19 protein-coding genes are annotated in these 19,011 nt (G+C 67.6%); 16 read left to right on the top strand and 3 right to left on the bottom strand.

Features of this window, described 5'->3' with window-relative positions; genetic code table 11:
• Positions 1-44 precede the first annotated feature (44 nt).
• The gene (gene serA, locus QMO14_RS08475; protein ID WP_301505978.1) at positions 45-1,277 is read right to left on the bottom strand and encodes a phosphoglycerate dehydrogenase; all 1,233 of its coding nucleotides are present in this window, start codon (positions 1,275-1,277) and stop codon (positions 45-47) included.
• A 224-nt stretch (positions 1,278-1,501) separates the two neighbouring features.
• Between serA and ugpB the strand changes: the two genes are divergently transcribed.
• From ugpB to QMO14_RS08445, 6 genes are all read left to right on the top strand, one after another.
• The gene (ugpB, locus tag QMO14_RS08470) at positions 1,502-2,815 is read left to right on the top strand and encodes a sn-glycerol-3-phosphate ABC transporter substrate-binding protein UgpB (RefSeq protein WP_301505975.1); all 1,314 of its coding nucleotides are present in this window, start codon (positions 1,502-1,504) and stop codon (positions 2,813-2,815) included.
• Positions 2,816-2,944: 129 nt separating this feature from the next.
• Entirely contained in the window at positions 2,945-3,826 is an 882-nt protein-coding gene (gene ugpA / locus QMO14_RS08465; protein WP_301505973.1) for a sn-glycerol-3-phosphate ABC transporter permease UgpA, read from the top strand.
• 54 nt (positions 3,827-3,880) lie between these two features.
• A complete protein-coding gene (gene ugpE, locus QMO14_RS08460) occupies positions 3,881-4,729 on the top strand; it encodes a sn-glycerol-3-phosphate ABC transporter permease UgpE (protein WP_301505972.1) in 849 nt (282 codons plus the stop codon).
• A 16-nt stretch (positions 4,730-4,745) separates the two neighbouring features.
• A complete protein-coding gene (gene ugpC / locus QMO14_RS08455) occupies positions 4,746-5,753 on the top strand; it encodes a sn-glycerol-3-phosphate ABC transporter ATP-binding protein UgpC (RefSeq protein ID WP_301505970.1) in 1,008 nt (335 codons plus the stop codon).
• Between the two features lie 124 nt (positions 5,754-5,877).
• A complete protein-coding gene (gene ugpQ, locus QMO14_RS08450; RefSeq protein ID WP_301505968.1) occupies positions 5,878-6,621 on the top strand; it encodes a glycerophosphodiester phosphodiesterase in 744 nt (247 codons plus the stop codon).
• Between the two features lie 51 nt (positions 6,622-6,672).
• The gene (locus QMO14_RS08445; RefSeq protein WP_301505965.1) at positions 6,673-9,120 is read left to right on the top strand and encodes a DUF3772 domain-containing protein; all 2,448 of its coding nucleotides are present in this window, start codon (positions 6,673-6,675) and stop codon (positions 9,118-9,120) included.
• Between the two features lie 16 nt (positions 9,121-9,136).
• Here QMO14_RS08445 and QMO14_RS08440 read toward each other — a convergent pair whose 3' ends face one another.
• Complete coding sequence (locus tag QMO14_RS08440; RefSeq protein ID WP_126024693.1) at positions 9,137-9,607, bottom strand: Lrp/AsnC family transcriptional regulator; 471 nt, start codon at positions 9,605-9,607, stop codon at positions 9,137-9,139.
• A gap of 263 nt (positions 9,608-9,870) precedes the next feature.
• Here QMO14_RS08440 and QMO14_RS08435 point away from each other — a divergent pair, with 263 nt between their 5' ends.
• From QMO14_RS08435 to QMO14_RS08420, 4 genes are read left to right on the top strand one after another with little or no spacing between them, the layout of a single operon-like run.
• Positions 9,871-10,797 (top strand): ABC transporter substrate-binding protein, encoded by a 927-nt coding sequence (locus QMO14_RS08435; protein WP_301506031.1) that lies wholly within the window; start codon positions 9,871-9,873, stop codon positions 10,795-10,797.
• Positions 10,798-10,824: 27 nt separating this feature from the next.
• On the top strand, positions 10,825-11,721 hold the full coding sequence (locus tag QMO14_RS08430) for an ABC transporter permease (RefSeq protein ID WP_301505962.1): 897 nt from the start codon (positions 10,825-10,827) through the stop codon (positions 11,719-11,721).
• A complete protein-coding gene (locus QMO14_RS08425; protein WP_301505960.1) occupies positions 11,721-12,515 on the top strand; it encodes an ABC transporter ATP-binding protein in 795 nt (264 codons plus the stop codon). The genes QMO14_RS08430 and QMO14_RS08425 overlap by 1 nt, the downstream gene beginning before the upstream one ends.
• A gap of 6 nt (positions 12,516-12,521) precedes the next feature.
• The gene (locus QMO14_RS08420; RefSeq protein ID WP_301505958.1) at positions 12,522-13,028 is read left to right on the top strand and encodes a GNAT family N-acetyltransferase; all 507 of its coding nucleotides are present in this window, start codon (positions 12,522-12,524) and stop codon (positions 13,026-13,028) included.
• 13 nt (positions 13,029-13,041) lie between these two features.
• Here the strand turns inward: QMO14_RS08420 and QMO14_RS08415 are convergent, their stop codons facing one another.
• Positions 13,042-13,320, bottom strand: a complete 279-nt coding sequence (locus tag QMO14_RS08415) for a hypothetical protein (RefSeq protein ID WP_301505955.1) — start codon at positions 13,318-13,320, stop codon at positions 13,042-13,044.
• 113 nt (positions 13,321-13,433) lie between these two features.
• On the opposite strand from QMO14_RS08415, the gene hemA reads away from it, so the two are divergent.
• The 6 genes from hemA to QMO14_RS08385 all read left to right on the top strand — a co-directional run bounded on the left by hemA (position 13,434) and on the right by QMO14_RS08385 (position 19,003).
• Positions 13,434-14,705, top strand: coding sequence for a glutamyl-tRNA reductase (gene hemA, locus QMO14_RS08410; RefSeq protein WP_301505953.1), 1,272 nt, complete (start codon positions 13,434-13,436; stop codon positions 14,703-14,705).
• A gap of 100 nt (positions 14,706-14,805) precedes the next feature.
• Positions 14,806-15,894 (top strand): peptide chain release factor 1, encoded by a 1,089-nt coding sequence (gene prfA, locus QMO14_RS08405; RefSeq protein WP_301505951.1) that lies wholly within the window; start codon positions 14,806-14,808, stop codon positions 15,892-15,894.
• On the top strand, positions 15,891-16,745 hold the full coding sequence (gene prmC, locus QMO14_RS08400) for a peptide chain release factor N(5)-glutamine methyltransferase (RefSeq protein WP_301505949.1): 855 nt from the start codon (positions 15,891-15,893) through the stop codon (positions 16,743-16,745). Before prfA ends, prmC begins: the two co-directional genes overlap by 4 nt.
• 29 nt (positions 16,746-16,774) lie before the next feature.
• Positions 16,775-17,104 carry a Grx4 family monothiol glutaredoxin gene (gene grxD / locus QMO14_RS08395; RefSeq protein ID WP_301505947.1) on the top strand — a complete coding sequence of 110 codons (330 nt, stop codon included), beginning with the start codon at positions 16,775-16,777 and terminating at the stop codon, positions 17,102-17,104.
• 15 nt (positions 17,105-17,119) lie between these two features.
• Positions 17,120-17,629: a cupin domain-containing protein gene (locus QMO14_RS08390; protein WP_301505945.1), complete on the top strand. Its 510-nt coding sequence runs from the start codon at positions 17,120-17,122 to the stop codon at positions 17,627-17,629.
• Positions 17,630-17,686: 57 nt separating this feature from the next.
• Positions 17,687-19,003, top strand: coding sequence for a hemolysin family protein (locus QMO14_RS08385; RefSeq protein WP_301505943.1), 1,317 nt, complete (start codon positions 17,687-17,689; stop codon positions 19,001-19,003).
• The last annotated feature ends 8 nt before the right edge of the window (positions 19,004-19,011 follow it).

The raw sequence follows: 19,011 nt of genomic DNA, 5'->3' as shown, positions 1-19,011 counted from the left end.
GGCTTCCCGGGGGAGCCCTTCCCCCGGCATCGCCGGCGGAAGGGTCAGAACAGCACGCGGCTGCGGATCGTCCCGCCCACCTTCGCCAGCTTCTCCAGCGCCAGGTCGGAAGAGGCCGCGTCGATGTCCATCACCACGTAGCCGATCTTCTCGTTGGTCTGCAGGAACTGCGAGGAGATGTTGATGTGGTTGTCCGAGAAGATCTTGTTGATCTCCGACAGCACGCCCGGCACGTTGCGGTGCACATGCAGCAGCCGGTGCTTGCCCGGGTGCGCCGGCAGCGCCACTTCGGGGAAGTTGACCGACGAGGTCGAGGTGCCGTTGTCGCTGTACTTGACCAGCTTTTCCGCCACTTCCAGCCCGATGTTGGCCTGCGCCTCCATGGTCGAGCCGCCGATGTGGGGCGTCAGGATCACGTTGTCGAGGCCCCGCAGCGGCGACAGGAACTCGTCCTTGTTGCTGCGCGGCTCCACCGGAAACACGTCGATGGCGGCGCCCAGCAGCTTGCGGGCCTTCAGGGCCTCGGCCAGCGGATCGATCTCGACCACCGTGCCGCGCGAGGCGTTGATGAGAATGGCGCCGGGCTTCATCGCCGCGATCTCGGCCGCGCCGATCATCCACTGGGTGGCCTGCGTCTCGGGCACGTGCAGCGTCACGATGTCGCTCTGTGCCAGCAGTTGGTGCAGCTCGCGCACCTGGCGCGCATTGCCCAGCGGCAGCTTGGTGACCACGTCGTAGAAAGCCACGTGCATGCCCAGCGCCTCGGCCAGCACCGACAGCTGCGCGCCGATCGAGCCGTAGCCCACGATGCCCAGCGTCTTGCCGCGGATTTCGAACGCGTTCTCGGCCGACTTGAGCCAGCCGCCGCGATGCGCCACCGCGCTCTTCTCGGGCACGCCGCGCAGCAGCAGGATGGCTTCGGCCAGCACCAGCTCGGCCACCGAGCGGGTGTTGGAGTACGGTGCGTTGAACACCGCCACGCCATGCTCGCGGGCGGCTTCCAGGTCGACCTGGTTGGTGCCGATGCAGAAGCAGCCCGCCGCCACCAGCTTGTGTGCCGCGGCGAACACGTCGGCCGTGAGCTGGGTGCGCGAGCGGATGCCCAGGAAATGCACGTCGGCGATCTTTTCCTTCAGTTCGGCATCGGGCAGAGCGCCCGGCAGCGACTCGATGTTGGTGTAGCCGGCGGCGCGCAGCACCTCCACGGCCGAGGGGTGGATGCCTTCGAGCAAGAGGAACTTGATCCTGCTTTTGTCGAGGGAGGTTTTGCTGCTCATGGAGGTCTCTTGGAAGCCCCGGCCACGGCGACAGGCTAGGCCGAAAAAGGGAGGGCGATGCTAGCATGGTGCGGCGCAGCAAGCAGGTGCCCGAAGGGCCTGTTCTTCACCGGCCAAGGGGGTTTACCCGGGTTTCTCGCCGTGTGCACTCCGTGCGACAAAGCCGCAGAACCGTCACGTATGTAACCTAATATCGCCGGTTTACTTTTCCCTACAGGAGTCCTATGCGCTTCAAGACGCTCGCCATCGCCTCTGCGCTGGCCACCGCCCTGGCTGTGCCAGCCCTTGCCCAGGCCCAGACCGAGATCCAGTGGTGGCACTCGATGGACGGTGCCCTCAACGACTGGGTCAACGACCTTGCCAAGCAGTTCAACGAGAGCCAGAAAGATTACAAAGTCGTGCCCACCTACAAGGGCGAATACGACCAGTCGATGGCCGCCGGTATCGCGGCCTTCCGCTCGGGCAACGCGCCCGACATCCTGCAGGTGTTCGAAGTGGGCACTGCCACCATGATGTATTCCAAGGGCGCCATCAAGCCTGTGGCCGACGTCATGAAGGAAGGCGGCCAGAAGTTCGACCCCAAGGCCTACATCCCCGCGGTGGCCGGTTACTACACCGCTCCCAACGGCCAGATGCTGTCGTTCCCGTTCAACAGCTCGACGACGGTGTTCTATTACAACAAGGACGCCTTCAAGAACGCCGGCCTCGACCCCGAGAAGGCTCCCGCCACCTGGCCCGAAGTGGTCTCCGCGGCAGCCAAGCTCAAGGCCAGCGGCAGCCAGTGCCCCTTCACCACCTCGTGGATGAGCTGGGCGCAGCTCGAGAGCTTTTCGGCCTGGCACAACACCTCGTACGCGACCAAGAACAACGGCTTCGGCGGCCTCGACGCCCGTCTGGAGTTCAACTCGCCGCTGCACGTTCGCCACTTCGAGAACCTGGCCAACATGTCCAAGCAAGGCCTGTTCGTCTACAAGGGCCGCGCCAGCAAGCCGATCACCTCGTTCACCTCGGGTGAGTGCGCGATGTTCATCGGCTCGTCGGGCAGCTACGCCAGCGTGAAGCGCGACGCCAAGTTCAAGTTCGCCGAATCGGCGCTGCCCTACTACCCGGATGTGCAGGGCGCTCCGCAGAACACCATCGTCGGCGGCGCGAGTCTCTGGGTGATGTCGGGCAAGCCGGCCGCCAACTACAAGGGCGTGGCCGCGTTCTTCAATTTCCTGTCGAGCCCCAAGGTTCAGTCGGAAAGCCACATGCGCACCGGCTACCTGCCGATCACCACGGCCGCCTACGAGCTGACCGAGAAGACCGGCTTCTACAAGGAAAACCCGGGCACCGACGTGGCGGTGAACCAGATGATCAAGAAGACTACAGACAAGTCGCGTGGCGTGCGCCTGGGCAACCTGCCCCAGATCCGCGCCATTGAGGACGAGGAAACCGAGCAGATCTGGACCGGCAAGAAGACCCCGAAGGAAGCCCTGGACAGCGCCGTAAAGCGCGGAAACGAACTTTTGGTGAAGTTCCAGGCCGCAAACAAGTAAGCTCCACACCCGGACCGGCGCGAACGAATGTTCGTTTCGGTTCGTTTGACCCGCCACAAGCCAGGCTGCCTCGTGCAGTCCTGGCTGTTTGCTTATTTAGTGTGTCCGTGACCTGAACCTTCCTCTCCTATGGAAAAACGCGTCATCTTTCGTTCGAACTGGCTGCCCTGGGTATTGCTGGCGCCGCAGCTGATCATCGTCGGCGTCTTCTTCTTCTGGCCAGCCGGCCAGGCGCTGGTGCAGTCGCTGCAGCAGCAGGACGCCTTCGGCAACTCGGTGACGTGGGTCGGTTTCGACAACTTCGCTACGCTGTGGAACGACAGCACCTACCTGGCCTCGTTCCAGACCACCATCGTCTTCTCGGTGCTGGTGACGGTGCTGGGCCTGAGCATCGCCCTGCTGCTGGCGGTGTTTGCCGACCGCGTGGTGACCGGCACGCGCTTCTATCGCAGCGTGCTGATCCTGCCGTACGCGGTGGCACCGGTGGTCACCGGCCTGCTGTGGTCGTTCATGTTCTCGTCCTCCATCGGCATCGTCTCCTATGCGCTGCGCAAGGTCGGCTTCAACTGGAACCACCTGCTCAACGGCGACCATGCCATGGCCCTGGTCGTGATGGCCGCGGTCTGGAAGCAGATTTCCTACAACTTCCTGTTCTTCCTGGCCGGCCTGCAGTCGATCCCCAAGTCGCTGATCGAGGCCGCCGCCATGGACGGCGCGCGTCCGATGCGCCGCTTCTGGACCATCCAGTTCCCGCTGCTGACGCCCACCACCTTCTTCCTGCTGGTGATCAACATGGTGTACGCCTTCTTCGACACCTTCGCGATCATTGACGCCACCACCCAGGGCGGCCCCGGCAAGGACACCTCCACGCTGGTCTACCGCGTGTACTTCGACGGCTTCCGCGGCATGGACTTCGGCGGCGCCGCGGCCCAGTCGGTGGTGCTGATGGTGATCGTCATCGCGCTGACGATCGTGCAGTTCCGCTACGTAGAGAAGAAGGTGCAGTACTGATGACCGCCCCGATGCAACCTTTCCCTGCCCTCTTCTCCCGCGCGGAGGCCCGCCATGGTTGAGCGCCGTCCCTCTCTGGGCATCCTCGCGCACGCGATCATGATCATCGGCGTGCTGCTGGTGATGTTCCCGATCTACCTGGCCTTCATCGCCTCCACGCACACGCCGCAGGAGATCATGCAGGCGCCCATGCCGATCCTGCCAGGCAGCAACTTCTGGGAAACCTACAAGGCGGCGCTGACCGGCGGCGGCCACACCAGCGCCAACGTGTCGGTGGCGCGGATGATCTGGGTGAGCACGGTCATCACGCTCATCATCACCTTCGGCAAGATCAGCATCTCGCTACTGTCAGCCTTCGCGGTTGTGTACTTCCGCTTCCCGCTGCGCGGCCTGTGCTTCTGGCTGATCTTCATCACGCTGATGCTGCCGGTCGAGGTGCGCATCGGCCCGACGTACCAGGTCGTGGCCGACCTTGGCATGATCAACAGCTTCGCCGGCCTGTCGATACCGCTGATCGCGTCGGCGACCGCCACCTTCCTGTTCCGCCAGTTCTTCCTGACGGTGCCCGACGAACTGGTCGAGGCCGCGCGCGTCGACGGAGCGGGGCCGATGCGCTTCTTCAAGGACATCCTGCTGCCGCTGTCGAAGACCAGCATCGCGGCGCTCTTCGTGATCCAGTTCATCTACGGCTGGAACCAGTATCTGTGGCCGCTGATCGCCGCCACCAGCGAGGACATGTACCCCATCGTCGTGGGCATCAAGGCCATGATCGGCAACGGCGAGTCGCCGGTGGACTGGAACGTCGTGATGGCCACCGCCGTGCTGGCGATGCTGCCGCCCGCGGTGATCGTGGTGCTCATGCAGAAGTGGTTCGTCAAGGGCCTGGTCGATACCGACAAATGAAAAGCTGAACGAGAAAATGGCTGCAATTTCCCTACGCAACGTCATCAAGCGCTACGGCCACGGGCCGAAAGCCAACCAGGTCATCCACGGCGTGAGCGCCGAGATCGCCGACCACGAGTTCATCGTCATCGTCGGGCCCTCGGGCTGCGGCAAGTCCACGCTGCTGCGCATGGTGGCCGGCCTGGAGGAAGTCTCCGCCGGCGAGATCGCCATCGGCAACAAGGTCGTGAACCAACTCGAACCCGCCGAGCGCGACATCGCCATGGTGTTCCAGAACTACGCGCTGTACCCGCACATGAGCGTGTTCGCGAACATGGCCTACGGCCTGAAGATCGCGAAGGTGCCGCCGGCCGAGATCAAGGTGCGCGTCGACAAGGCCGCGAAGATCCTCGAGCTGGGCCATCTGCTGGAGCGCAAGCCGCGCGAGCTTTCCGGCGGCCAGCGCCAGCGCGTGGCCATGGGCCGCGCCATCGTGCGCCAGCCGCAGGTGTTCCTGTTCGACGAGCCGCTGTCGAACCTCGACGCCAAGCTGCGCGCGCAGACCCGCCTCGAAATCCAGAAGCTGCACCGCGAGCTCGGCATCACCTCGCTGTTCGTCACGCACGACCAGGTCGAGGCCATGACGCTGGCCCAGCGCATCATCGTGATGAACGGCGGCGTGATGGACCAGTTCGCCACGCCCGAGGAGGTGTACTCGCGCCCCGCCACCACCTTCGTCGCGAGCTTCATCGGCTCGCCGCCGATGAACCTGCTGAAGCACGCTCCGGGCGTGCGACCGGGCAAGATCCTGGGCATCCGACCCGAGCACCTGAAGCTCGACGAGAGCGGCTGGTCGGTACAGGTCGAGCAGGTCGAGCTGCTGGGCGCCGAACGGCTGGTGTACGGCCGCATCGGCGACGAGCAGATCATCATGCGCACCGACGAGGCCGACCATCCGCCGGTCGCGGGCGACACGGTGAAGATCGCCGCGCGCGAAGAAAAACTGCACTGGTTCGACGCCGGCTCGGGCAAGCGCGCAGACTGATGCTCGCCCCCAGGCTGCGCGCACTTCGTGTCGCTTCGCCGACCCCCTACCGGGGGCGGCACCGGCGGCCCGGCAAGGCCGGTTCCGCGGTGCCCCGCGAAGAAGCCGGGGCTTCACTCAAAGAATGACCATGAATTCCTGGCCCTACCCCCGCTGGGTCGCCCATCGCGGCGCCGGCAAGCTGGCCCCCGAGAACACGCTGGCCGCGTTCAGGCTGGGCGCCTCGCACGGCTACCGCATGTTCGAGTGCGACGCCAAGCTCAGCGCCGACGGCGTGGTCTTCCTGATGCACGACGCCACGCTCGAGCGCACCACCAGCGGCCACGGCAGCGGCGGCGCGCAGCCCTGGAGCGCGCTGGCGCAGCTCGACGCGGGCGGCTGGCATTCGCGCGCCTACGCGGGCGAACCGCTGCCCACGCTGGAGAACGTGGCGCGCTTCTGCCTGGCCAACGGGCATCTGCTCAACATCGAGATCAAGCCCACGCCGGGCACCGAGCGTGAAACCGGCGAAGCGGTGGCGCGCGAAGCGGCCCGGCTTTGGCACGGCGCGGCGGTGCCGCCGCTGCTCACCTCCTTCCAGGTCGAATCGCTCAAGGGCGCACAGGCAGTGCAGCCCGAGCTGCCGCGTGGCCTGCTGCTCGACAAGCTCTGGGACGGCTGGCTCGAGGCGGCCAGACAGTTGGGCTGCGCCGCCATCGTCTGCAACCACGCACTGTGGGACGCCACGGTGGTGGCAATGGTGCACGAGGCCGGCATGCGTGCGCTGAGCTACACGGTGAACGACGAATGGGCCGCGCAGCGGCTGATCGAACTCGGCACCGACGGCATCATCACCGACAGGGTCGATCTCTTTCCGCCAGCGGCCTGACGCGGCGACTATTACCAGTCCTTACGAAATGGCGGCTTCTATGATGCGGCCATGAGTTGGACCCCACGCTTCGCGCGCTTCTGCTTCTGCCTCGCGGCCCTGTTCATCTGCGCCGGCGCCCAGGCACAGCCGGACATCGGGAACGGAAACAACGGCAGCAGTGCCGCCGCGGCTGCCGCAGCCCCTGCCCCCACGGTCGCCGAGCTGCGTGCGCAGTTCACAAAGCTCAGCAACGCCGCCGAGACGGACGACGACGCACGCAAACTGCTCGCCCAGATCAACGACATCGGCGTGCAGGCCGACAAGTTCGTCGCCGCGCGCACTGGCGACCTGGCCGACCTGAACGCCAAGCTCGGCGAACTCGGCAATCCGCCCGCCGCCGGCGCCACCGAAGACCCCGACATCACCCGCCAGCGTGCGCGCCTGACGAAGGAGCGCAACGCGCTGGATGCCGACATCCGTCTCGCGCGCCTGCTGTCGGTCGACGTGCGGCAGCGCGGCACCGAGCTGGTCACGCAGCGCCGGGCGCTGTTCGAGGCGGAGCTCACCGAGCGCGCGGCCTCGCCGCTGACGGGCGAGTTCTGGAGCAGCCTGCGCGAGGCATGGCCGGACGACCTGGAGCGCCTGAAGGCGATGGCCTCCTCGGTGAACGACGGCCTGCTGGCCGCCACGCAGCCCGAGACCCGCCTGCCGGTGATCGCCGCGCTGGTCGGCGCACTGCTGCTCGGGCTGTTCGGCATCTGGGGTGCCGAAGTGCTGCTCACCTGGCTGGCCGCGCGCTACCTGCCGGCGGGGCGGCTGCGGCGCTCGGTGCTGGTGATCGGCATCGTCGCCAGCCACGTGCTGCTGGTGGCGGTGGCGGCGCATGGCTTCGTCGAGGTGCTCAAGGAGTTCGCCACCTGGGAGCCGCAGGCGCGCAAGGTGCTGCAGTCGGCGGCGCAGCTCCTGGTGTTCATGGCCTTCGTGATCGGCCTGGGCCGCGGGCTGCTGGCCACGCGCCGGCCCTCGTGGCGCCTGCCGCCCATTCCCGACGCCATGGCCATCCGGCTCGCCCCCCTGCCCTGGATGGTGGCGCTGGTGGCGGTACTGGCGTGGATGCCGGCCGAGGTCAACGCGCTGATCGACGCCAGCTTCGCGGCCGTGGTGGCCACGCACGTGCTCACGGCGCTGGTGCTGACGGCGCTGGTCGCCTCGGTGCTCTACCTGGTGAAGCCGCTGCGCGCCGACGCGGCCGAGGCCGGCCTGCCCGAGCGGCCGATGTGGGTCGGCCTGCTGGTGGCGCTGATCGGCGTGCTGATGATCGCGATCTGGGTGCTGGTGGCGCTCGGCTACGTGGCGCTCGCCAGCTTCCTGGCCTCGCAGCTGGCCTGGAGCGGCATCGTCGCAGCCGCCTTCTACGTGCTCTTCAAGTTCGCGGACGACGTGTTCATGGCCACGGTGTCGTCCCGCGCCGGCTTCGGGCAGCGGTTGCAGAAGAGCTTCAACCTCGCGCCACAGACGCTGGACCAGGCCGCCACGGTGCTGTCGGCGATCAGCCGCGTGGCGCTGTTCTTCTACATGCTGGTGGCGCTGGCCGCGCCGTTGGGCACGGGGCCGGGCGAGGTGTTCCAGCGCAGCGGCAAGTTCGGCTCCGGCGTGAAGGTGGGCGAGTTTCAGCTGGTGCCGGGGGCGATCCTCAGTGCGATCGCGGTGGCCGTGGTGGGCTTCATGGTGCTGCGCATCTTCAAGCGCTGGCTCGCGCTCAGCTACCTGCCCAACACGAAGTTCGAGCCGGGCATGCAGAGCTCCATCACCACGCTGCTGGGCTACGTGGGCGGCATCCTGGTGATCGCCTTCTCGCTGTCGGCGCTGGGCATCGGCATCGAGCGCATCGCGTGGGTGGCCAGCGCGCTGTCGGTGGGCATCGGCTTCGGCCTGCAGGCGATCGTGCAGAACTTCATCTCGGGGCTGATCCTGCTGGCGGAGCAGCCGGTGAAGGTGGGCGACTGGGTGGTGCTGGGCACGGCCGAGGGCGACGTGCGGCGCATCAACGTGCGCGCCACCGAGATCCAGCTGGGCGACCGCTCCACGCTGATCGTGCCGAACTCGGAGTTCATCACCAAGACCGTGCGCAACATGACGCTGGCCAACGCCGAGGGCCGGGTGCTGATCCGCCTGCCGATGCCGCTGACCACCGACGCGCAGCGCGTGCGCGAGCTGATCCTCGCGGCCTGCAAGGCGCATGAGGGCGTGCTGGAGACGCCGGCGCCTTCGCTCACTCTGGAGGGCATCGAGAACGGCCTCTTGATCTTCCAGGCGATCGCCTACGTGGCAAGCCCGCGCCTTGCGGGCGGTGTGCGCAGCGACCTGCTGTTCACGATCCTCGACGACTTGAAGAAGGCCTCTCTGCCGCTGGCGGTGCCGACGATGGTGATGGCCGCGGCGCCGGAACTCCCGGCCGCGCCAGCGGCCGTGCCGTCGTCGCCCGCCTCGCCCATTCCGGGCATGCCGCCGGTCTGAGGCGGCCGGGGCCCGTTCACTCCAGCGGCAGCGCCGTGGTGAACTTGATCTCGTTGAGGCACACGCTCGAACGCACCGCCGACACGCCGGGCATGTGCATCAGCGTGTGCATCAGGAACTGGGAGAGCGACTCCAGGTCGTGCGCGACGACCTTGAGCACGTAGTCGAAGTCGCCCGTCACCGAGTAGCACTCCAGGATCTGCTTCATGTCGGCGATCAGGTCCTGGAACTTGGGCAGTTCGTCGACGTGGCCGCGCGCCATGGTCACGTGGATGAAGGCGGTCACGCCCAGGCCAATGTGGCGCGCGTTCAGCCGCGCCGCATAGCCGTGGATCAGCCCCAGTTCCTCCAGCCGCCGGTGGCGCCGCAGGCACTGGGCGGGTGAGAGATTGGCCGCTTCCGCCAGCTCCAGGTTGGTAGCCCGGCCGTGGGCCTGCAGGTGCTCGAGAATTTTCCGGTCGATCCGGTCGAGTGCGATGTCATGCAATTTCGTCTCCCAATGCACCAATTCAATGCAATTTTATGGCGCAAAGCGGGGTAAGCCCGAGGCTTTCATGCACCTTAATTGTGCAAAGTACGATCTAGACTCCCTGGCGCCCGGACCGCACGACGCGATGTCCAGCCGCTGAATCCCCTCCGCCGGCACCCGCTGGCGGCTTCAGACGCATCCATTCCCCCACCCGGAGACCCATTCCCGTGAAAAACGCTTTGCTTCGCACTCCCTTCAGCGCAGTGGCTCTGGCCCTCGGCATGCTGGCCGCCGCGCCTTCGTTCGCGGCCGACACCAAGTCGGTGGCCGTGACCGCCATCGTCGAGCATCCGGCGCTGGACGCGGTGCGCGACGGCGTGAAGGCCGAGCTGAAGGCGGCCGGCTACGAGGAAGGCAAGAACCTCAAGTTCACCTACCAGAGCGCGCAGGGCAACGTGGGCACCGCCGCCCAGATCGCCCGCAAGTACGTCGGCGACCAGCCCGACGCGATCGTCGCCATCGCCACGCCGTCGGCGCAGGCCGTGGTGGCCGCCACCAAGAACATTCCGGTGGTGTACTCGGCCATCACCGACCCGGTAGCCGCCAGGCTGGTGAAGAACTGGGAGCCCTCGGGCACCAACGTGACGGGCGTGTCCGACCTGTCGCCGCTGGAAAAGCACATCGCGCTCATCAGGCAGGTGGTGCCCAATGCCAAGCGCGTGGGCGTGATCTACAGCCCCGGCGAAGCCAACTCGGTGGCCATCGTCGAATCGCTCAAGAAAGCCGCATCGGCCGCCGGCATGACCGTGGTCGAAGCCGCCGCCGCCCGCACGGTGGACGTGCCGACCGCCGCGCAGAGCCTGGTCGGCAAGGCCGACGTGATCTACACGCCCACCGACAACAACGTGGTGTCGGCCTTCGAGGGCATCGTGAAGGTGGCGCAGCAGGCCAAGCTGCCGGTCGTTGCCGCCGACACCGCCACCGTCGAGCGCGGCGCAGTGGCGGCCCTGGGCCTGAACTACAGCGACATCGGCCGCCAGACCGGCAAGATCGTGGTGCGCATCCTCAAGGGCGAGAAGCCCGGCACCATCGCCTCGCAGACCAGCACCAACTTCGAGCTGGTGGTGAACCCCGGCGCGGCCAAGCTGCAGGGCGTGACGCTGTCCGACGAGCTGCTGAAGACCGCCAAGGTCGTGAGCACGAAGTAAGAAGCAGCCGGCTTTCCATCTTTTCCCATGTCGCTCATCGCTTCGCTGGGCGCCATCGAGATCGGCCTGATATTCGGGCTGGTCGCGCTGGGCGTCTTCATGTCGTTTCGCATCATCAACTTCCCCGACCTCACGGTGGACGGCAGCTTCCCGCTGGGCGCCGCCGTGGCCGCGACGCTGATCGTCGCGGGCTGGAACCCGGTCGCCGCCACCGCGGTGGCCTGCGTGGCCGGCGCCGCCTCGGGCTGGGTCACGGCCTGGCTCAACGTGAAGCTGAAGATCATGCAGTTGCTCGCGAGCATCCTGGTGATGATCGCGCTGTACTCCATCAACCTGCGCGTGATGGGCAAGCCCAACGTGGCGCTCATCACCGAGCCCACCGTGTTCAGCATGGCCAGCTTCGGCGGCATGCCCGAGCAGTGGGCCAAGCCGCTGTTGCTGCTTTTGATCGTGATCGTGGCGAAGATCGTGGTCGACATGTTCTTCGCCTCCGAAGCCGGCCTCGCCATGCGCGCCACCGGCGGCAACGCGCGCATGGCGCGGGCCCAGGGCATCTCGACCGACTTCCACACCATGGCAGGGCTGGCGCTGTCGAACGCGCTGGTGGCGCTGGCCGGCGCGCTGTTCGCGCAGAGCCAGGGCACGGCCGACATCTCGATGGGCGTGGGCACGATCGTGATCGGCCTGGCGGCGGTGATCATCGGCGAGACGCTGATTCCCGCGCGCAGCATGGTCATCACCACGCTGGCCTGCATCGTCGGCGCGCTGCTGTACCGCTTCTTCATCGCGATGGCGCTGAACACGGACTTCATGGGCCTGCAGGCGCAGGACCTGAACCTGGTGACCGCCGTGCTGGTGGCCTTCGCGCTGCTGGTGCCCGCCTACAAGCGCAAGCTGGGTGGTCTGCTCAAGGGGAAGAACTGATGCTGCGCGCCCAACAACTCGAGATGACCTTCAACCCGGGCACGCCGATCGAGAACCGCGTGCTGCGCGGGCTCAGCCTGGAGATTCCCACCGGCCAGTTCGTGACCGTGATCGGCTCGAACGGCGCGGGCAAGTCGACCTTCCTGAATGCGGTGAGCGGCGACCTGATCGTCGACAAGGGCCGCATCGAGATCGACGGCAAGGACGTGACGCGCATGAACGCCTGGCAGCGCTCGGGCATGGTGGCGCGCGTGTTCCAGGACCCGATGGCCGGCACCTGCGAGGCGCTGACCATCGAGGAGAACATGGCGCTGGCCTGGAAGCGCGGCGAGCGCCGGGCCTTCGGCTTCGCGCTCAACCGCAACCTGCGCGAGCTGTTCCGCGAGAAGCTGTCGATCCTGAAGCTGGGACTGGAAAACCGCCTGGCCGACCGCATCGGCCTGCTGTCGGGCGGCCAGCGGCAGGCGGTGAGCCTGCTGATGGCATCGCTCAAGCCCTCGCGCATCCTGCTGCTCGACGAACACACGGCCGCGCTCGACCCCAAGACCGCCGCCTTCGTGCTGGAGCTGACCGCGAAGATCGTCGAGGCCGGCCAGCTCACCGCGATGATGGTCACGCACAGCATGCGCCAGGCGCTGGACTACGGTTCGCGCACGGTGATGCTGCACGAGGGCCAGGTGATCCTCGACGTGGCCGGACCACAGCGCGCCGGGCTCGACGTGCCCGATCTGCTGCGCATGTTCGAGCAGACCCGCGGCGAGAAGCTGGACGACGACAAGCTGCTGCTGGCCTGATCGATCGTGACTCCTTCCGTGCGCGGCATGCACGCCGCCGACCTCGACGCGGTGCTGGCGATCCAGCTCGCCTGCTACGGCGCGGGCTTCGTGGAAGACGGCGCGCTCATCGCCAGACGGCTCGCCGCCGCCCCGCACACCGGCTGGGTGGCGGAGCATGAGGGCGCGGTGCGGGCCTATCTGGCGGGCTATCCGTCGGTGGCCGGTAAGCTGACGCCGCTGCACGGCGAGTTCGAGGTGGCGGCGCCGGCCGATTCGCTCTACCTGCATGACCTGGCGGTGCATCCGGATGCCTCGGGCCTGAGGCTGGGGCCGCTCTTGGTGCGGCATGCCTGGGCCCATGCGCTGCAGGCCGGCTTGCGGCATTCGACGCTGGTGTCGGTGCAGGCCTCGGTGGGGTTCTGGGAGCGCCAGGGTTATGCGGCCACCGAGCCCGACGGCGCCGGGCAGCAGGCCCGGCTGGCGACCTACCCGGGCGAGCCGGTCTACATGATCCGGCGACTGCCCGGCTGAGCGGGCGGAAATTTCAGCGGCGCCAGCCGCGCATCGCCAGCCACTGGACCGCGCCGCAGACCACGACCAGCGCGGCATAGGTCGCCATCGCCCCGTCGCGCCCGAACACCGCCAGCCCGGCCGCCAGCACCGCCACGCCGGCCGCGAAGGTCAGCGTCCACTGCATCCACCAGCGCGGGGCACCGTCGCGCCGGCCGCCCAGGAATCGCCCGACGAGAGCCAACACCAGTGCCATGAAGGCCGCCGGTGCGACGAAGTTGAGCAGGTGGTTGAGAAGGGCCGTCAGGTCCATCGGAAGGGGTTGCGCGGGTAAACGGAACATCCGGCGAGGCTTATGGCTGTCATAGGGAAAGCCATTTGTCCCCCGTCAAGCCCCGCGGGGCTGCTGATTTTATAATCATGGGCATGTCTGTCTGGGCCCTCGGCTTGAACCACACGACCGCGCCGCTCGATCTGCGCGGTCGTTTCGCGTTCGCGCTCGACCAGATCGCCCCCACGCTGCAGAGCCTGCGCAGTTCCTTCGCCTCCGGCCGCCACCCCCAGGTCGAGGCCGCGATCATCTCCACCTGCAACCGCACCGAGATCTACTGCGCCTCGGAACACGCCGCGCTCGACCACACCTTCGGCTGGCTCGCCCAGAGCGGCGGCGTGGCCCCCGCCCTGCTGCGCTCGCACGCCTACACCCTGCACGACGGCGAAGCCGCCCGCCACGCCTTCCGCGTGGCCAGCGGGCTCGATTCGATGGTGCTGGGCGAAGCCCAGATCCTCGGCCAGATGAAGGACGCCGTGCGCGCCGCCGAGACGGCCGGCGCCCTCGGCAGCACGCTCAACCAGCTGTTCCAGCGCTCCTTCGCGGTGGCCAAGGAAGTGCGCACCGCCACCGAGATCGGCGCGCATTCCATCAGAATGGCCGCCGCCGCGGTGCGACTGGCCGGCCAGCTCTTCGAAGACCTGCGCAAGACGCGCGTGCTCTTCGTCGGCGCGGGCGAAATGATCGACCTCGCGGCCACGCACTTCGCGGCCAAGGAACCCAAGTCGATCGCCATCGCCAACCGCACGCTGGAGCGCGGCGAGAAGCTGGCCTCGCGCTTCGGCGGCGAGGCGATGCGGCTGGCCGACCTGCCCGCGCGGCTCGCCGAATTCGACATCGTGGTGAGCTGCACCGCGAGCACGCTGCCGATCATCGGCCTGGGCGCCGTCGAACGCGCGCTCAAGGCGCGCAAGCACCGTCCGATGTTCATGGTCGACCTGGCCGTGCCGCGCGACATCGAGCCCGAGGTGAAGGCGCTGGAAGACATCTATCTCTACACCGTCGACGACCTCGCCCAGGTGGTGCAGCAGGGCCAGGCCAACCGCCAGGCCGCCGTGGCGCAGGCCGAGGTGATCATCGACGCCGGCGTGCAGAGCTTCATGCACTGGCTGGGCCAGCGCGGCACGGTGCCGCTGATCCAACAGCTCAACGCACAGGCCGACGAGTGGCGCGCCGCCGAGATGGCGCGCGCGCGCAAGCTGCTGGCCAAGGGCGAGTCGGTCGAGGCCGTGCTCGAAGCCATGTCGCGCGGCCTCACGCAGAAGATGATGCACGGCGCCATGGCCGAGCTGCACGCGGGCGATGCCGCCTCGCGCGAGCAGACGGCGCAGACGATCTCGCGCCTCTTCCTGCGCAAAGAGCGTTAGCGACGCTGGCCGGCTCGCGGCCCGGCGCCGGACGCCGCGGTCTTCATGCGCACTGCCCTTCAACGGCAGCACCCTCCCATTTCCTGAATCTGCTTTCTCCGTGAAATCCTTTCTGCGCCACCAACTCGAACGCTACGCCCAGCGCCTGGGCGAGCTCGACTTCCTTCTCTCGCGCGAGGACATCATGAGCGACATGGCGCAGTACCGCACCATCTCGCGCGAGCACGCCGAGGTCACGCAGATCGCCGGCCGCTACGAGCGCTACCGGCAGCGCGAGGCCGACATCGCCGGCGCGAAGGAGATGCTGGACGACCCCGACATGGCCGAGATGGCCAAGGAAGAAATCGCCAGCGCCGAGGCCGAGCTGGTGCAGCTCGAGGACGAGCTGCAGCGCCTGCTGCTGCCCAAGGATCCGGACGACGCGCGAAACGCGTTCCTCGAAATCCGTGCGGGCACGGGCGGCGACGAATCGGCCCTGTTCGCGGGCGACCTGCTGCGCATGTACACGCGCTACTGCGACCGCGCCGGCTGGCGCTGCGAGATCGTCAGCGAAAGCGAGAGCGAGCTCGGCGGCTACAAGGAAGTGGTGGTACGCATCGTGGGCGACGACGTGTTCGGCCACCTGCGCTTCGAATCGGGCGGCCATCGCGTGCAGCGCGTGCCGGCCACCGAGACGCAGGGCCGCATCCACACCAGCGCCTGCACGGTGGCCGTGCTGGCGGAGCCCGACGAGACCGTGGCCGTGCAGATCAACCCGGCCGACCTGCGCATCGACACCTACCGCGCGAGCGGCGCGGGCGGGCAGCACATCAACAAGACCGACTCGGCGGTGCGCATCACGCACATCCCGACCGGCATCGTGGCCGAGTGCCAGGACGACCGCAGCCAGCACCGCAACAAGGCGAAGGCGCTGCAGGTGCTGTCGGCGCGCATCCAGGAGAAGGAGCGCAGCGAGCGCGCCGCCAAGGACGCCGCGATGCGCAAGGGCCTGATCGGCAGCGGCGACCGCTCCGACCGCATCCGCACCTACAACTTCCCGCAGGGCCGGCTCACCGACCACCGCATCAACCTGACGCTCTACAAGCTGCTCGCCATCATGGAAGGCGACCTCGGCGACGTGCTGGGCGCGCTGCGCGCCGCGCGCGAGGCCGAGCAGCTGGCCGAGCTGGAATCGAGCCTGCCGGCATGAGCACGGTGGAAAACCCGAAGCCCGCGACGGTGGCTCAGGCGCTGGCCGCGTCCATCGCCCTGGGTGTGGACCGGCTGGACGCCCAACTGCTGCTGCTGCATGCGCTGGGCCGCGCGCCGCACAACCGGGCATGGCTGCTGGCGCACGACACCGACGCGATGCCCGATGCCGCGTGGTCCGCGCTGGCCGCGCAGCTCTCGCGCCGCCGGGCCGGGGAGCCTGTCGCCTACCTGCTGGGCGAGAAGGAATTCCACGGGCTCAGCCTGCAGGTCGACGCCCGCGTGCTGGTGCCGCGTCCCGACACGGAAACGCTGGTCGAATGGGCCCTGCAATGCCTCGAAGGGCATGCCGCACCGCGCGTGCTCGACCTCGGCACTGGCAGCGGCGCGATCGCGCTCGCGCTGCAGCATGCGCGGCCCGACGCGCAGGTCGATGCCGTCGATGCCAGCGCCGACGCACTCGCCGTCGCCCAGGCCAACGCCGCGCGGCTGGGCCTGCCCGTGCGCTTCGCCCTGACCGACTGGCTGGACGGCGCCGGCACCGGCTACACGGTCATCGCCAGCAATCCGCCCTACATCGCCGCCAGCGATCCGCACCTGCCCGCGCTGCGCCACGAGCCCTCTTCCGCGCTGGTCTCGGGCGCCGACGGCCTCGACGACATCCGCCGCATCGTGCAGGACGCCCCAGCCCACCTCGCCGAGGGCAGCTGGCTGCTGCTGGAGCACGGCCACGACCAGGCCGCCGCCGTGCGCGAGCTGCTCGCATCGCGCGGTTTCGCCGAAGCGCAAAGCCGCGACGACCTCGCCGGCATCCAGCGCTGCTCCGGCGGAATCTGGCGCACGGTGAAATAATCCCCCCAGCCTATTTTTCAGGAGTCCCCATGTCCGACGCTCAGCAACGCATCGACGACCTCGTCAAGACCAACGACCTCGTGCTCTTCATGAAGGGCAACGCCAGCTTCCCGATGTGCGGCTTCTCGGGCCGCGCGATCCAGATCCTGAAGGCAGTCGGCGTCGACACCCGAACGCTCAAGACCGTCAACGTGCTCGAAGACGACGGCATCCGCCAGGGCATCAAGGAATACAGCAACTGGCCCACGATCCCGCAGCTCTATGTGAAGGGCGAGTTCATCGGCGGCTCGGACATCATGATGGAAATGTACGAATCGGGCGAGCTGCAGCAAGTGGTGAACGGCGGCGCCTCCGCCTGAGAACCGGGAGCGGTCATGAGCCACGATCACGCGGACCACGGCCACTCCCACGATGACGGTGCAGCACCGGCCTGGAAGCACGACGGCGTGCGCGTGATCCCGGCCGGCCAGCTCGACACGAACACCGCCCAGACGCCCGGCATGAACCGGGCAGCGGCCATCAACTTCGCCCGCGTGGGCGCCCAGAAGCTCTGGGCCGGTACCGTGACCATCCATGCCGACGCCAAGACCGGCGCCCATCACCACGGGCATCTCGAATCGGTGATCTACGTCGTGCGCGGCCGGGCCCGCATGCGATGGGGCGAGAAGCTCGAGTTCACGGCCGAGGCCGGACCGGGCGACTTCATCTACGTGCCACCCTATGTGCCGCACCAGGAAATCAACGCCAGCGCGACCGAGACGCTCGAATGCGTGCTGTGCCGCAGCGACGGCGAAGCGGTGGCGGTGAACCTCGACATCGAGCCCGTGGAGAAGCCCGAATCGGTACTCTGGGTCGACCCGACCCACCCGCACGGCGGCGTCTGAGCGATTTCCGGCGCCGAGTCATGGCACCATGGTGGCCGTCGTCTTCGACGTGCCAACATGACCCTGACCCAAAGCCTGCTCATCATCGCGCTGCTGATCGCGATGAGCGCGTTCTTCTCCCTCGCTGAAATCACCCTCGCCGCCTCGCGCCGCCTGCGTCTGCGCCAGATGGCCGACGAGGGCGACCCTCGGGCCGAGAAGGTGCTGCGCGTGCAGGAGCAGCCGGGCCACTACTTCACGGTGGTGCAGATCGGGCTCAACGCGGTGGCGATCCTCGGCGGCGTGGTGGGCGAAGGCTCGCTGAGCCCGTACTTCGCGGTCTTCTTCGAGAAGTGGCTGAGCCCCGAGGCCTCGGCCAGCGCGGCCTTTCTGTGCTCCTTCGTGATCATCATCGCGGTGTTCCTGGTGTTCGCCGACCTGTTCCCCAAGCGGCTGGGCATGAGCAACCCCGAGCGGCTGGCGGTGCGCATGGTGGGGCCGATGCTGCTGCTGATCACCACCTTCAAGCCGCTGGTGTGGTTCTTCACGCGCTGCACCGACCTGCTGTTCAAGCTGCTGGGCATGCCGATGGCACGCGACGACAAGATCACGTCGGCCGACATCCTCGCGATGACAGAGGCGGGCGCGCAGGCCGGCGTGCTCGCGGCGCGCGAGCAGCAGGTGATCGCCAACGTGTTCGAGCTCGACACGCGCCTGGTCAGCAGCGTGATGACGGTGCGCGACAACATCACCTGGTTCTTGCACGACGACCCCGAGACGGTGCTGCGCGCGCGCATCATCGCCGAGCCCTTCTCGGCGTACCCGGTGTGCGACGGCGACATCGACCACGTGCTGGGCTATGTGGACGCCAAGGACATGTTCCAGCGCGTGCTCAGCGGCCAGCCGCTGGCTTTCGACCAGGGGCTGCCGCTGCACAAGGCACTGGTCATTCCCGACCGGCTCTCGCTCACCGAGGTGCTCGAGCAGTTCCAGCAGGCGCACGAGGACTTCGCGATCATCGTCAACGAGTACAGCCTGGTGGTGGGCGTGATCACGCTGAACGACGTGATGAGCACGGTGATGGGCGACCTGGTGTCCACGTCCACACCCGACGAAGAGCAGATCGTGCAGCGCGACGAGAACTCGTGGCTGATCGACGGCGTCACGCCCATCCAGGACGTGCAGCGCGCGCTTCACATCGATGAGATGCCGCACGCCGAGGAGTACGAGACGCTGGCCGGCTTCCTGATGGTGATGCTGCGCCGCGTGCCCAAGCGCACCGACAACGTGAGCTGGGGCGGCTACACCTTCGAGGTGATGGACGTCGACAGCTACCGCATCGACCAGGTGATGGTCACCAAGGGCTCGGGCACCGCCAAGGCGCCGGCGAACTGAACAGAAGA

Origin of the sequence: Variovorax sp. CAN15, assembly GCF_030462475.1 — a bacterium.
Classification (GTDB): domain Bacteria; phylum Pseudomonadota; class Gammaproteobacteria; order Burkholderiales; family Burkholderiaceae_C; genus Variovorax.
Note: the sequence above shows the minus strand (reverse complement) of the source record. Positions and strands in the feature narration are given on the sequence as shown.